This window comes from Anoxybacteroides voinovskiense (assembly GCF_014196205.1).
GTDB lineage: Bacteria > Bacillota > Bacilli > Bacillales > Anoxybacillaceae > Anoxybacteroides > Anoxybacteroides voinovskiense.
This window is the reverse complement of sequence record NZ_JACIDE010000006.1, coordinates 1-14,590: the sequence shown is the minus strand read 5'-3', so window position 1 is coordinate 14,590 and position 14,590 is coordinate 1. Positions and strand designations below refer to the sequence as shown.

General features: G+C 44.8%; 11 protein-coding genes and 2 pseudogenes. 4 read left to right on the top strand and 9 right to left on the bottom strand.

Going from position 1 to position 14,590, the window contains the following annotated elements; translation table 11 throughout:
- Nucleotides 1–336 precede the first annotated feature (336 nt).
- Nucleotides 337–1,242 carry an Rpn family recombination-promoting nuclease/putative transposase gene (locus GGR02_RS05240; protein ID WP_183183690.1) on the top strand — a complete coding sequence of 302 codons (906 nt, stop codon included), beginning with the start codon at nt 337–339 and terminating at the stop codon, nt 1,240–1,242.
- A gap of 85 nt (nt 1,243–1,327) precedes the next feature.
- Nucleotides 1,328–1,516: pseudogene (locus GGR02_RS05235) on the top strand (IS4 family transposase); the annotation flags it as partial.
- A gap of 214 nt (nt 1,517–1,730) precedes the next feature.
- Here the strand turns inward: GGR02_RS05235 and GGR02_RS17270 are convergent.
- The gene (locus GGR02_RS17270) at nt 1,731–1,844 is read right to left on the bottom strand and encodes a putative holin-like toxin (RefSeq protein WP_229706100.1); all 114 of its coding nucleotides are present in this window, start codon (nt 1,842–1,844) and stop codon (nt 1,731–1,733) included.
- A gap of 149 nt (nt 1,845–1,993) precedes the next feature.
- Here GGR02_RS17270 and GGR02_RS17265 point away from each other — a divergent pair, with 149 nt between their 5' ends.
- Entirely contained in the window at nt 1,994–2,185 is a 192-nt protein-coding gene (locus tag GGR02_RS17265; RefSeq protein ID WP_188619055.1) for a hypothetical protein, read from the top strand.
- Between the two features lie 333 nt (nt 2,186–2,518).
- Here GGR02_RS17265 and GGR02_RS05230 read toward each other — a convergent pair whose 3' ends face one another.
- From GGR02_RS05230 to GGR02_RS05200, 7 genes are read right to left on the bottom strand one after another with little or no spacing between them, the layout of a single operon-like run.
- Nucleotides 2,519–3,868, bottom strand: coding sequence for an aldehyde dehydrogenase (locus GGR02_RS05230; RefSeq protein ID WP_229706101.1), 1,350 nt, complete (start codon nt 3,866–3,868; stop codon nt 2,519–2,521).
- Complete coding sequence (locus tag GGR02_RS05225) at nt 3,861–4,472, bottom strand: PIN domain-containing protein (RefSeq protein WP_229706103.1); 612 nt, start codon at nt 4,470–4,472, stop codon at nt 3,861–3,863. Before GGR02_RS05225 ends, GGR02_RS05230 begins: the two co-directional genes overlap by 8 nt.
- Nucleotides 4,469–5,137 carry a helix-turn-helix domain-containing protein gene (locus GGR02_RS05220; RefSeq protein ID WP_183183688.1) on the bottom strand — a complete coding sequence of 223 codons (669 nt, stop codon included), beginning with the start codon at nt 5,135–5,137 and terminating at the stop codon, nt 4,469–4,471. Before GGR02_RS05220 ends, GGR02_RS05225 begins: the two co-directional genes overlap by 4 nt.
- A 57-nt stretch (nt 5,138–5,194) precedes the next feature.
- Nucleotides 5,195–6,439 carry a TIGR02679 family protein gene (locus tag GGR02_RS05215; RefSeq protein WP_183183687.1) on the bottom strand — a complete coding sequence of 415 codons (1,245 nt, stop codon included), beginning with the start codon at nt 6,437–6,439 and terminating at the stop codon, nt 5,195–5,197.
- Nucleotides 6,423–10,562: a TIGR02680 family protein gene (locus GGR02_RS05210; protein ID WP_183183686.1), complete on the bottom strand. Its 4,140-nt coding sequence runs from the start codon at nt 10,560–10,562 to the stop codon at nt 6,423–6,425. Before GGR02_RS05210 ends, GGR02_RS05215 begins: the two co-directional genes overlap by 17 nt.
- Nucleotides 10,552–11,718, bottom strand: coding sequence for a TIGR02678 family protein (locus tag GGR02_RS05205; RefSeq protein WP_183183685.1), 1,167 nt, complete (start codon nt 11,716–11,718; stop codon nt 10,552–10,554). Before GGR02_RS05205 ends, GGR02_RS05210 begins: the two co-directional genes overlap by 11 nt.
- Before the next feature lie 11 nt (nt 11,719–11,729).
- Nucleotides 11,730–13,211 (bottom strand): TIGR02677 family protein, encoded by a 1,482-nt coding sequence (locus tag GGR02_RS05200; protein ID WP_183183684.1) that lies wholly within the window; start codon nt 13,209–13,211, stop codon nt 11,730–11,732.
- A 177-nt stretch (nt 13,212–13,388) separates the two neighbouring features.
- On the opposite strand from GGR02_RS05200, the gene GGR02_RS05195 reads away from it, so the two are divergent.
- Nucleotides 13,389–13,934 carry a BLOC-1 subunit 2 family protein gene (locus tag GGR02_RS05195; protein ID WP_183183683.1) on the top strand — a complete coding sequence of 182 codons (546 nt, stop codon included), beginning with the start codon at nt 13,389–13,391 and terminating at the stop codon, nt 13,932–13,934.
- A gap of 524 nt (nt 13,935–14,458) precedes the next feature.
- On the opposite strand, the pseudogene GGR02_RS05190 reads toward GGR02_RS05195, so the two are convergent.
- Nucleotides 14,459–14,590 (bottom strand): annotated as a pseudogene (locus GGR02_RS05190) (IS4 family transposase); the annotation flags it as partial.

Sequence of the window (14,590 nt, the reverse complement as noted above, 5' to 3'; positions counted from 1 at the left end):
AACACGTAGGAAAAGGGAGCGCAATGGGGAGTTTTTGTGGGCGAAAAATTTTTCAAACAATGAGGAGTGATAAGTATCATTTTTCATAGATAGGATTAAAATGGAAGGTCGACGATGATTGTGAACTATTGAATAATGATTCCATCGTTTCTTTTCGGTTATAAATTTTTCCATCAAAAGTTCATTTTTTCCGAAAAAAACCCGTGTCCCCCCTGCTTTTTCCCACTACTTTTGTAAAAAAAAGCACCGCAAAATTGAATTTTCCACATTTGCATTTCCCATATTTCCCGAGTGTAATCAAATTGTATCCGAATATTTCACGAAAGGATGAGGTACATGCAGTATCTTGATTTAAAAATGGATTTTATGTTTAAACAGTTGTTTGGCCATCCGAGCCGAAAATCAATTACGATGGCGTTTTTAAACGCGCTCTTACATCGGAAAGAAGATGACCGCATCGTCGATGTGCAGTTTGAAAACACCGAACTGACGAAAGAAACAGAAGACGGAAAAACGGGACGGCTAGACGTCATCGTCCGCACAAATCGTGGCGAACGCATTCACGTCGAAATTCAAATCATCCCGCAATACGGCATGCCTGAACGGCTATTGTATTACTGGGCGCGGCTATTTTCCTCTTCGTTATCAAAAGGAGAACGGTACGTGACACTCCCCCCAACCATTATGATTGCCATCTTAAACTATCCACTTTTCCCGCACGAAACCGACCGCTTTCATACCGTGTTCCACATCCGCGAAGACGAAGAACAGTTTCTTTGGAGCCATCACCTTGAATTTCATGTGCTTGATTTGTCACAATTTATGGTAAAATGGAAGAAACACCGTCGGGAAGTAAAACAATCGCCCGAATGGCCGTGGTTGACGATGTTGTCGGCTGTTGATAGCCGATCAAAGAAAGTGGATGAAGAAATGGTTCGCGAATTGGAGGGAATCGCGATGACAGAACAAGAAATTTTAGAAGCGTTAGAGGAATGGCAAAGTTTAAGCGTTGACCCGGAAAACCGCTACGCATACGAAATGCGGCTCAAATGGCTACTTGACCAACTATCGAACATTCGCGGAAGTCGGGAAGAAGGCATAAAAGAAGGCATGAAAGAAGGCATGAAGCAAAAAGAGCGCGAACTGATTCAAAAAATGCTTGAAAAAGGAATGAGCGTTGCGGAGATTGCGAATATACTCGATATGACGGAAGAAGAAGTACGTGAACGCTTGAAAGCGTAGACCATATTAAAAAAGTCAGCGTATTGAGCGCTGGCTTTTTTATTCGCATCAATACGAAATCTAAATGGCGGTATAGAAAGGCGTTCTGCTTGCGGCACTTCACGAATGGAAAAGCTTCCACCATGGTGCGGATGTAGCGAAGGTGGATAGATTGCTAACGTTTCATGATTCGACAGTTTCTAAAAAAACGGAAGACGTTCCGTACGATATCATGAAACACCTATTTGCTTTGGTTGTTTCCAAGTGCAAACGCCAAATCCGCCGTTCGCTTCGCAAAAGCGTTGCGTGTGGTGGACGTTGCCCTTATGTTGCCAAACATGACGTATCATTTGTATAATAAAAGCAGGTATTTCATAGAATAAAAAAGACTGAGCGCTCGGAACGCTCAGCCACGGCAACTGCATGCCGCAAGAAGAGCGGCTGGCCTTAATGTAATGTTACAAAAAGAAGTAACTACCCTGCATTCTTTGGCCAAGAGCGGAGGGAGGTTACTTCTTTCTTCTGTCGGTGACAAGAGCGATTACTGCCACGATAGCTGTTAACGCCGTAGCTAAGAAAATGCCAAATTGAAAGAGTATATTTATTGCTTCGTACGTCACCATGTAAAACACCCCCTTTCTTACAGGGAGTGCCAACCATCCCATCCGCTTCATGCAGCTGCTACTGCGATTGTAGCACGTTCAGATGCTTTTTTCTACAAATCTAAGCACTATGTTTCAGACATAACTGCTCTGTTCAAAGCCACAAAAACATGAAAAATTCCACTATTTTGCAAACAGGGATTGAATGGATTAAAAGAAGGGTTAAAAAAAGATTAGAACAAGGTCAGAAAAAAGAGATAAAGAGAACAATAAGAAAAATGAGCAAAAAAGGAATGAACGTTGCGGAGATTGCTAATATACTTGATATGGCAGAAGATGTACGGGAACGCTTGAAAAAGTAGATCATACTGAAAAAGTCGGCGTGTTGAACGCTGGCTTTTCTATTTGCATTAATATGAAATCTAAGTAGTATAGGTGCGAAAATCCGAATCCTCGTAGGTACGATACACCCCCCAAAAAAACACTGATGTATCAATACATGAAAAAAATGTACAAATTCATTTGTTTAAAAATTCCATCAATATGTGAAATTTGTTTTTATAGCTGATATGGGCGTAAAAAATAAGCTGTCGTCGATCCCCCGGGATTTTCGCAAGATTGGAGGTCGACGACAGTTATGGAAAATTTCACTATTTAAAAACGAGGCAAAATGCATTTCTTGGATATATATCCCCCTACCCCATCAACTTCCTTACCCACTTGAGCGCATTTGGGAAGTTCGGGTAGCGGAGGGGGATGTCGAATTTCGTTGTTTGTTTGACGACGCTTTTGTAGTGCGAAAAGGCATCGAAGCTTGCCTTGCCGTGGTAAGCGCCGATTCCGCTTTGTCCGACCCCGCCAAACGGCAAATGCGGGTTGGCGATGTGCATGATGGTGTCGTTGATGCAGCCGCCGCCAAAGCTTACTTGCGTGAGCACTTGTTGCTGGATGTGCTTGTCTTCTGCAAACAAATAAAGGGCGAGCGGTTTTTCATGATCTTGTACCGTACGAATCGCTTCCTCGATCGTTTGGAACGTAAGAATAGGTAAGAGAGGACCGAAAATTTCTTCTTGCATGATGGCATCGTCCCACGTCACATCATCTAGTAGCGTCGGCTCAATCCATCGCTGTTCGATGTTATAGTTTCCACCGTATACCACCGTCCCGTTGTTTAAAAACCGAACGAGCCGCTCCGCATGACGCTCGCTCACAATGCGGCCGTATGCATCGGGGTTGCCGTACAGTTCATCCATATATCGCTTCATTTTTTCAAGCAGCGGCTGCTTCATCGCTTCATGCACAAGCACGTAATCAGGGGCAATGCACGTTTGTCCAGCATTTAAAAACTTGCCCCAAATGATTCGTTTCGCGGCTAATTCGAGATGGGCAGACTGATCGACAATCGCTGGGCTTTTCCCACCGAGTTCTAATGTGACAGGAGTAAGGTGTTTCGCAGCCGCCGCCATGACGATTTTTCCGACCGGTACGCTTCCGGTGAAAAAAATATGGTCAAAGCGTAAATCGAGCAACTGTTGACTGACGTCCGCACCGCCCTCTACGACAGCAACATACTCTTCCGAAAACGCTTCGGCAACAATTATTTTTAACAACGCCGACATCGCCGGCGTATATTCCGACGGTTTCACTACTGCACAATTTCCTGCCGCAATCGCGCCAATAAGCGGACTAATCGCGAGCTGAAACGGATAGTTCCACGGCGCAATAATGAGGCTTACTCCGTATGGCTCTGGATATACGTAGCTTTTTGAGCCAAAGTGCGTCAACGGCGTCGGTACGCGCTTCGGCTTCATCCATCGAGCAAGCCGCTTCGTGATAAAATGGATTTCTTCATACACGATCCCGATTTCTGTCGTATATGCTTCAAATGGTGATTTATTCAGCTCTTTCGCCAATGTATCAATAATCGTTTGTTCATGTGCTTGAATCGTTTCTTTCAAACGAGCAAGCTGCGCAAGCCGAAAAGACAACGAAAGCGTTGCCCCTGTGCGAAAATACCGCTTCTGTTTTTGCACAATGTCATTCATCGCTTTCCCTCTCTTTAAATACATATTCCATATCAGATAAATACCTATAAAACTCCCTCGGATGAATGCGCTTAATCGATCCAATCTGGGCTGGAAATCGCCGATAATTGGTCGTAAGTATGTAATCACATTCCTCTTGAATAGCTGTTATCCAAACATGAAAGTCTTCTTGATCAAAACGATAAAGTGGCTCAGACATTTCTTCCGAAGTAATAATCTGCTTAGCAGTTTCGTGATCACATCCGCTTAACTCGACCAATACTTCTCCAATCGGACGATTCTCTCGCATGATTGTTTCAACACTATACCGACCAACTAAGCTATTGACAGGAAGGTTTGTATAGTACCGAAAGATTGGACATAAAAATTCGTTTAAAAATGCTTCGATTTCTTGCAGAGTGTATATAACCATCTTATCTCCTTTTCCAAGTCCTTGGAAAGCATTTCTAACAAACTCAAATAAACAAACACGTGATATGACTGGCTGAAAGAAATGTGGGAAACGAGCAGCTTTAAGAATCTTTCGGTTAATTCCATCGACTCGCAGCGCACCGCATAAAACGGTCGTGTCGATCAATACTTTAGGGGGGACGCAGGGAATCATAGATTAAATTCATCTACATCCCCTGCCTCTTGATTCTTTCTATCGATTTGGTGTAGGACTTGCTCTGCACGGTCATCTTGTTCCGGCGTTGTAACAAAAATGTCTTGTGGAATTCTCCAATGACCGCCATCTGTTTTATATGCTCCTGGGAATTTTCCAATTTCACACATTCGTCGAATCGTTTGGTCACTTAACCCGAGCTTTTTCGCCACTTCAGTCGTCGTGTAATAAGCAATAGCAGTCTGTCTAGATGGAAATGAAACGATAGAGGTTGGTAGCTGGTAGTTTTTTATTTTATTGTTTAATTTAGCACTTTCATTTAACAAGGAAACAAGCAATTTTTTGCGAACAGTCAGTGAATCACCTTCCGCTATTTCGGACAGCTGTTCAATATAATCCACTAAATATTCATACGCCTTCTCCTGTTCTTTCGTTGTATAAGCCTCTCGCATTTTCTTTTCGATGTCCCGAAGCAAGAAAAGGTGCTCCTCATTTGGCAATGAAAAGCGAATGGTTGAAAAAACAGGGAGCGTAATCCCTAGTTGCCAAAAAGATTTTTCAATTGCTGCTTTAAATACAGCTTTCGCCTTTTCACTATTAATTTGCGAAAGAATGTACACACTATCCCACATATGTTCTTGCTCTCGGTCGATGGCACGTGTCACTTTTCCCACCTCCTGTTAAAATTATTTTACTACCAAAACTCCAACAAAATCAACAATTCAACTAAAATCAACATCTCCCTCCACCTCCCTCCTCAACGCTTCCACAAGCGCCTCTTGGTATCCTGCTTTTTTCCGCCGTAACATTTCTTGTTTTACTGGCTGCAAGTCACGAAGCGTAACCGATTGCAATTTCGCTAAGCGCTCGTCGGATAGCGGAACGGTCGGTTTCGTTGCCAAATAATCGGCACGGTTGTAATGCCAAAGCCGCACCGATTGCCCGTACCGCTCGACAAGGCGCTGCGCCATTTTTAATCCTTCTGGGTCAAAATCGCCCGAATAATAAAGAGTGACTCCTTCTTGGACAAGCAAATCCAGCAGCCACATCGTCGCTAAATTGAGCTGGCCGTTTGTGCTAATGAGCGGCACGTTCGTATCTAATAGCGTCGAAAACACGCCCGCATTTTCGACGACAAAGACGGTGTTGCCAATGGACGGATACGCCCGTGCCAACGGCATTACTTCCCGAAGCGGCACATTTAGCGCCGTATTCGTTTCGCATGCAGCAGCGAAAACAGGATGGCGATCTTTTTCTATTTCTGCCATCACGCCCGCACACGTCACAAAATTTAACACATCTTCCCGCAACAGCCGATACGACTGCAATAGTTCGTTCACGTCTTCTACCGACGAAAGGTCGTACTCGGTGTCCGCATAAAATTGTAGCGCCGAAAGCAATAGCTTCCCTGAGAGCGTATGCAAATCAAACGCGTGCGGGTCGTTTGTTACTTTTTGCGCAAACACAGGAAGGCGCGTGTAAGTGGACGGAAGCTGTTCAAGCGCGCGGCAAACGGCAGAAAGTGCTACCTCTAACGTTTGAGGAGTTTGTTGATATGCTAATTGCACAAACCGCTGCTTCTCTACCGCTATCAGCCAATCGCGCTGTGCTCGATACGTATGCATCAACCGTGTAAAATATGCTTCTTTTTCCCGCTCCGCTTCTATCTGCTGTTCTTTTTTCGTCACAAGCGGTTCGCCAAAATAATGCTCTAATAGTTCAATCAGCGAAATACCGGCAAACCTTGTATTAGTAAGCTGTTGTTCAAACGCTGCGAGCGACACACGGCTCATTTCTTTGCCAAAAAACGACGCAATCGCATCTTTTTCTTCCATTGAAAAAGATGCAACGGAAATCGTGCCGCCAATGCGGCCAAGCGATTCGTATTTCTTTTTCATTTCGCAAAAAAGGCGGTGAAACGAACGTTCACCGCGAAAAAATTGCACCGCCTCATCTAATCGGTTCAATGATCTCACCCTTTCTTGCATCCTCAGCGACAAGCTGCTTTACTTTTCCATTCCAATAATAGCGAATGACCGTCACGAACGAGGCATTTTTCGGACGAACGAGTTCGCAAATCGATAGCGCCGGTACCGTATCGTAATCGCCCCAGAGCGCTTGCGAGTTCATCACATAGTTAAACCCGAGCTGTTCGACAAGCCCGAACATGTTGCGGATGTTGTTTTCGTCTACCCCCGCGAACGCTTCATCCAACGAAATAATGTACGGTGCATCTTCTGCCGCTTCTTGATAGCGCGAATACGTCGCGGCAAATAGCGGAATATACATCGCCATCGCTTTCTCCCCGCCGCTAAATTGATAGAAACGTTGGTTCGTCAACTCTCGTTTCGGTTCATTCGTCTTTTGGTAATAAAGGGTGAACGAAAACCATTTCCGATAATCCAACACTTCTTTAATAATTTGGTGCAGCGTATTGCCTTGACCACGCTCTTCTAACAACTCGCGGGCGCGGTTAATTTTTGAGCGGAAATGTTTCGTCACCCGCTGCAAATCTTCCTCTTTCAATAGCCGCGAGTTCATTCGCAACAACTCGACAAGCTCTTTCGTATCCATCTCTTCTTCCGTTTCCGCAGTGCGCGGCTTCCATTGAATAAACAACACAAGACCGGAAGATGTGTCGAGCTGTTGCATTAGTTCGTTCATATCTTTTACCCAACGCTCCGCCCGTTGAATGCGGCTGCGCAAAATCCGCCCGATTGTTTTTAAAATAATTTCTTCATACAATTCGCGGTCTTGCTCTTTCATATATTCGCGCTGCAAGAAAATGTCATGCTCGATTTCATGTAGTACATAAAATGGTGATACGCGCTGCCCTTTATAATCAAGCAAAAGGACGATGCGGTCTTGCTTTTCTCTCCACCCTGCGACTTTTAATTCCATTTCTTCGTCTAATTCGATATCGATAAATGGATTCGTTTCCTCTACCGAGACTGGCTCTTGGCTGAGCCGGTATTCCGTTAAATTCGCTGATTCTTGAAAAAAGATGCTATTTAATCGGTTCACAAGCGACGTCCGTGTTTCTTTCGCTAGCGTTCCATACCGTTGCAGCGCCTCTTTTGCTTTTTCTAACAAATTAGAACTATGAAGTTCTACCAGTTCAAGGGCAAGTTCCCGCTCAAACGAATGCTTCCACGCTGTCGCGAGCTGCTTAGCAAACGATTCTTTCGCTGACAGCTGTTCGCATTTTTCACGAATGGCTTTTAGCTCATGTTCTAGCGCGATACGCTCGTTCAGTTTTGCCGGCATTTCTCGCTGTAAAAATGCCAACCGGTCACGGACGCGTTGAATCTCTGCTTGGATTTCTTCTGCGCCCATTAGTTGCAGCGTCCGTTCGATTTCTTGCCGTTTTAGTTCGAGTTTTTGCTGCTCTTTTGCAAGCACATGTCGTTCGCCTTTTGTTTCATCGATTTCTTGTTGCAACGTTTCTAGCTGTTCTGTACGATGGCAAATCATGTCGAGCAAATGAAGAAATTCACGATGGGTCATTTGCAGTTCGTGAAGCCCGCGCATATACGATTTCATCAAAAGAAGCGCCTGTTCATAGCCGTCTTTGGAAAACTCTAAATCGAGTCCTTCGGTTTGTTCACGCAACGTTTGTTTTGCTTGTTGCCAGTCGCGGGCTAGTTGGGCAAGCTTCTCGTTTTTCCGCTCCCATTCTTGTTGTTTGCTTATAAGGTGCCGTTTCGTTTTCTCCCGTTCTTCAAAAGCTGCCCGCATGTCGCGGTCAGTTGGAAAGGCGCGAAACCAGCTGTTTATTTGCGCAATCGTCTGCTCGAGCTGTTTGAGCCTATCGGTTTGCTCGTGCAACTGAGCACGAAGCTCAATTAATTCCGCTTCAAGGGCAGCGATTTTTTCTAACCGCCAACGCTTGCGGGCAGCCCGCCCGATAAACAACGCTTTTTCCCGCATCGGTGCGTGCCCTTTGACTAACCCGAGCGTATAATGCCCCTCTTCGTTGAGCATAAACGCCCCGTCCATTTCTCCATCGGCAAGCACGATGCTTTGGAGTACTTCTTTAATGCGCGTTGTGGACACTTTGCATCCTTCATCTACGTCTGGCTGTAAGTAGTCTGCTAATGTATGCGCCAGTTCAACAGGGCGTGGAACAAGCACTCGGTCACACCTTACTTCCACGTCGGTTTCCGTAATTAACGCATCCAATAGCCCTGCATGATACAATGCCGATTCGATCCGCTCGCGAAGCGGTTCTGGTACGTGGTCTTGAAATTCCACTCCTGCATAAAACGGGACAAAAGCAATCCCTTTTTCGTCTAACTCCGCCCGCGCTGCCATCGTTTGTTCATCGCGTGCTAGCTCTGGGTCTTTTTGCGTTTTCCATTGGTTCCATTCCGCCTCTTTTGCGGCAATCTTCTCTTCTAGTAACGTGCACGCATGCTTTTGCGCCATTTTTTCTTCGTTTTTTCGATTGAGTGCTTCGTAATACGCTTCTGTAAACGGCTGCTTCATCTCATCGACATGATACGTTTCGTATAGTGCATGGAGGCGCTGCAAAAATAGTTGGACAGATGCTTCTCGTACGGAAACGTCTTGGCATTGTTCGAGCCAGCGAAATACTTCTTGTTGGAACCGTGATTTTTCGTTTTCTAACAGTTCGAGCCATTTCGTTTCTTCATGGCGCAATTCGTCTACTTCCCGCTGCAAGTCGCCTACCTCTTTACTCGTCTCTTCATAGCGCGCCTTCATTTCGTCGTGTCGGCGCCAAAGCGCAATCGCCTGTTCTAGTTTTTCGGCGTATTCTTGCCCTTCTCTCTTCCAGACGGTAAAGTCAAATTTCGTTTGGCGCTGGCGAGAGAAATCAGCTTCGTTCAGATCATGCGCAGAAAATGAACTTTCCATCGCATCATGCCGTAAATCTTCTAGTTGCTGTGCGAGTTGCTTTTCTATCTGATACCGCTTGTCTTCGTCTTCTTCTAACTGGCGCTTATAGCGGCGTTCTAGTTGCTCTTTCTCGTCAATTTGCCGCAATAGTTTTTGTTGCTTTTCGTGAATGTCGTTTATTTCTTGTTGAACTCGTTCATATTCTTTTGCCGCTTGGAACACTTCGTGGCTTGCTAATTCTAATTCTCGTTGATGCAATACGTCCTGTTCGTTTGCAAGCGTTTGAATGTATTCGCTTAAATCCGCAAGGTGCGTTTGTTTTTCTGCTTCCTCCGTAAGCCATTGTTTTCCTTCTTCTGCTAGCCGCTTTACCTGTTTGTCTGCCTTTATCCATTCACTTGCTTTTTCTGCGATCATATACTCGTTATATGCTCGATATTGCGCACAAAGCCGCTTTAGCGATTGCTCGTCGCGCTCTAGCTGCTCGAGTTGTTGCTTTGTTTGATCCATATTTTCAATCGTTTCCGATAAATGGCGCAACTCGTCGTCTGTCAACGCCGGAAGCGAGCTTTCTAAAATTTCATAAATAACCGTCGGCTTAAAATCTTTCGATAGTTTCGGGCTACGCAATTGAATCAATAGCTCAATTAATTCTTGAAACGCCTCCATCGATTCAAAGCGGAAGACGTGCTTATTGACGAGCTCCATATATTCTTTTTGTGAATCAACAACCGTTCCGCCGCTGCCAAGCAAATTGGCTAACTCGCGTTTCGTGAGCGGGATTTTTTCTGTTCCGTTCGCTGATTTTTCCGTTTTATATAAAAATAAATCGCGACCGATGCGGCGGTTATCAAAAATGACGAACCCCCAAAAATCCATATTTTTTTGCCGCTTTGCCCGCAACCCGATTCCCGTTGTCACATATTGCTCCGTTTGCTTTCGTTTATATTCTAAAAACAAATAGCCTGTCCGCTCATCGCGATCGACAATTTCTTTTTCACCAAGCAAGTAATCTTCCATTCGCCGTGCCCGGGAACCGAACGGGTCGAGCCGGTCCGGCGTTTTTTTGCCGTCCAATAAAACAGGAAGCAAGCTTTGCATCGTCACTGACTTCCCAGAACCGTTCGTCCCACGAAGCAACAACTTGCCGTCGGCAAATTCGAAATATTGCTCGTCGTAATACCAAAAATTAATCAATCCCGCGCGATGAAGCACCCATTTATTCGTCATCATCGTCTCTTCCTTTCATTAGAAAATCGTCTGGATATCGACCGACAAGCCGTCCAAGCAGCGGATACAGCACGACCATGCCCGTTCCCTGTTCATGCTCTGCCATTTTCCATTCTTTTAAAGCAGCGAGCAGCTCAGACGAGAGTTGTGCCATCGTCATTTCACGATACGTTTTGCTCCAGCCTTCGCCATATTGCTCCATACAGTGATTGAGCAACTGCTGAAAATCGGACATCGTCACATGAATTTGTCCGTATTCATCCGGTGGATAGTTGTCCAAATGATTGCGAACGACAGAAGCGAAATGAAGGATAATATCCGACGTCCCTTTTTGATCTGGAAACAATGTATACACATGTTGCCGTTCTGGAATGGTTAGCAACGCTGCGTTTTTATATAGCTCGTAGCGAAAATCGGTATGCGCTTCGATGTCGTCACGCAATCGGTGGCGGAAGTTGCGCAAGTAATAAAAGTTTGGATCGTCTTTTTGCCGGCGATATACAACAGGCGATAAAAAGAGCTGCCGATAAATAAAGTGGCGACGGTAGTCGTCCGGCGCTGCTTTCCACTCTTCCTCCAACAGTTGCTCGATCGTTTCATATTGAATAAAATCTTTCGGATAGGACCGCATAAAATAGCGAGACAATACAGGGACTTCATACAACGCTTCTTCGTCTTCTTGATTGGCAAACGCCTCGAGTTCCCCGTCGACGTGATGTACAATCCCGATTTGCTCGGCTGTTTTCAACACGCGAATAAGAGCGCGCCGATGTTGATAGTTCGTCCAGTCAAGCGCTGTTTCACCTAGATACATCGCTTTTATTTCTTCGCATACGTCAGATAATAAAAATTTTTCTTCGACCGCTTTTCCTTCTAAATATGCTAACAAGCAACAAAACAACGCGTAATCGAGCGGTTCTTGAAACGACTCAATTCCCATCCACGCTTCTGGCTCGGCTGGTATTTTTTCGAGCTTAGCAAAATAGCGGTGGACAATGAGCCGATAGCCAAATTTCTCTTGCACATATCGCTTTAACACTTTTTCGCGTTCGCGTATTTTTTGAAAAAGTTCTGGCTCTTTTTCCCGAACAATCCAAAAATGTTCAAACAACGCCGTTAACGCTTCTTTCGCTTTCTCATCAAACTCTTTTTCCATTCTCTCTTCTCCTAGTCTAGCAAATGGATTTCGTAATTTGGCATCATTAACGTACCATCTTCTGCTTTCAGTGTAATCGTTCCTTCGCATTGGACCACTTTCACTTTCCATCCGTTTTCCGTTTGGACGATCCGGTCTTCTCGCCCCATCGCTTTCGCAATCCACCCGAGCAACGTTTTGCGAATATGTGAAGCAACAACCGGAAGCTCCCGAAGTACAATTTTCCCGTCGTCTATCAGCTGTGCGAGCTCTTCTTCTTCTTGTTGCTTCGCTGCTAAGTAGGCGGTCATCGTTTCCTCTTTTTCTTTTCGCCGATCAATCATTGCTTCTGGCTTTTTCTTTTCTCGATAGTGGCGAACGCGCGGTTTGACGAGCCATTCTGCCGGTTGTTCCTCCCAAATATCGCGGTACATGTTTTCCGTTGCATCATTTTCGGCGACGATGTGTTTCGTATGGAAACAGCCGAACACAACCGCGGACAGTTTATGTGCTTCTTCTACCGTTTCTAATGACGAAAACCATTTGGCTAAATGCAAGTAGTCTTTCTTTCGGCTGCGAAAATGATGATGGCGCTCCCCTAACCGCTGGACGACGCGCGTCATTCGCCGAATCGCTTCGTTCGTCTGCTTTTGCAAAAACGACAGTTCGCTTTCGTGGCCGTTTCGCCCTAAAAACCATTCTTTTAAACTGCGCCACGTGTCTAGCTTCTCTTCCGTTAGCTGTTCACGCGAAAAAACTGCGCCTTCAAAACGGGGAATGGCGAGTTGATAAGCGACCACTTCCTCAATAAAACGGCGAACACCGTCTTCTGGCAAGTCTTCGAGCAGCTTTTCAATTTGCATCGATGTTTTTTGCAATGCGACGATAAAATCGCGCAAATAGGCGGTAAACTGTTCTTTATACGCAAGAAACGAATCCGACATCATCCGTTCTTCCATGTTTTCTCCGTTCAAATAAGCGATGTAGTCGGCAGAATTTTGGATGATTTTTTTAAAATAATCGAACGTTTCTTCCCACACTTGATTCATTTCCTCCCGCTTCTCCCTAAACCCATCGTGAATAATCGATTCCATCCGGACAAGCGACGCATACAAGCGGTCAAACCGCGTTTTTTCGAGCGAGCCGCCAAACGTCTCCCCTAGCTGCTCAAGCGTGCGAATCATTCGTTCGATTTCGACCGTATATGGGCTGCATTGATAGCGAAACCGTTTCTTTTTAAATTCCTCAATCGTCCGAATATGGCCCGTTTCTTGTCTAGCGATTAAGTTTTTCCATTTGACGAGCTGCTCTAAGTCTTGTTGCAGCTCTTCTTCTGTATACGCTTGAAATTCATCGAATTGTTTTAAAAAAGCGTACACTTCTTCTGGGAACAAATATTGGCGCATTCGCTCGTGCTGTGTGTAAAAATAGCGCAAAATCGCACGGTATCGGTACGCGTTGTCTACTACTAAATATTTCGCCTCTGTAATCGGCTTTAGCCATGACGTATCCATCTCGTACTCCCCTTCTATTACTCGTCTATTATTATTGTAATCGATTCGCTATTCGTTCTCTACTAAAACGTCGTTGGGAAAATGTGCTCCTCAACCAGCTTTCCTAAAAAATGAACATGTTCGCTAGTCATCCGCTGTCGATTCGTGTAAAATGGAAACGAAAAGGAGGTGAACGGAATGGTGGAACAGTTGCTGTATGAAATTCTTCATGAAGTAAAAGCAACACGAGAAAAAGTCGAATCGCTGGAAAAACGAGTAGAAGCAGTCGAGCAAAAGGTAGAAACTCTTGAAAAAGAAGTATCTTCTTTACGTCAACAAGTTCAAGCGCTAGATGAAAAAGTTCAAGCGCTAGATGAAAAAGTTCAAGCGCTAGATGAAAAAGTTCAAGCGCTAGATGAAAAAGTTCAAGCGCTAGATGGGAAAGTTCAAGCACTCGATGGGAAAGTTCAAGCACTCGATGGGAAAGTCCAGCTGCTTGACGAACGAACACTCGAAACGAAAGCGATTTGTGAAGCGGTTCGTCACGGTCAAGAGGTGCTCGCCGCAAAATACGATGCACTCGCACTCGATGTCCACAACATGCAAGGAAACATCACCCGCTTAACCAACATACTAGAAGAGAAAGTACTCCCTGCCCTCACCGACCACGAATCGAGCATCCAAGTATTAAACAATCGTGTATTTAAAGTAGAAAGCACCTTGCAAAAGCTTGTTCATCTGTAAGAAAAGCGCAAAGCGCCCGCCTATCGGCGAGATCGCACAAGCCCCACCGAGGAGGCTCAGCCGCCGCAGTGTGGGGCGGAGCGATTCGAGCCGATGGCGCTTGGAGCTAGACATCTCTCTGTACCGAAATTTTATACTCCTATCTTTTAAAAAAAACTGAGTGGGGAAAACACCTCACTCAGTTTTTTACAAATATCGGTAAATATTCAACCACATCATAAAATGAACTGGATATTTTTTGTTGCTTGTCTATCATGTGAATAACGATAGACAATGAGAGAAAGCGAATGTCGATGGTAAAATAGGCTGTTTGTGCGGTCGAAAGTTTAATCGACAAAGTTCAACAACAAAAAACAGCTCATTCACCAACTCATTCAAGAAAACAAACATTTTCTCCAGAAAAACAACTACATAAAGAAAGAGAGAGCCACTTAGCCTGGCCACACTACAATTTATAGCACTTTTAGCTCTGAGTAACTAACGTCCTTGAGTTATCCAATGATTTATGGTTTCACGGCTGTTGATTATCCAAAATTAGGCATACTCTTCCCGTATATTCGGGCATACTCAAATAAGACAGCTGCCATCTCGGATTTCCATTCGAGAGGAAGTTGTCCAGAGAAAAAACGACGAACAAACGAAAGAAAGGTAAGGGA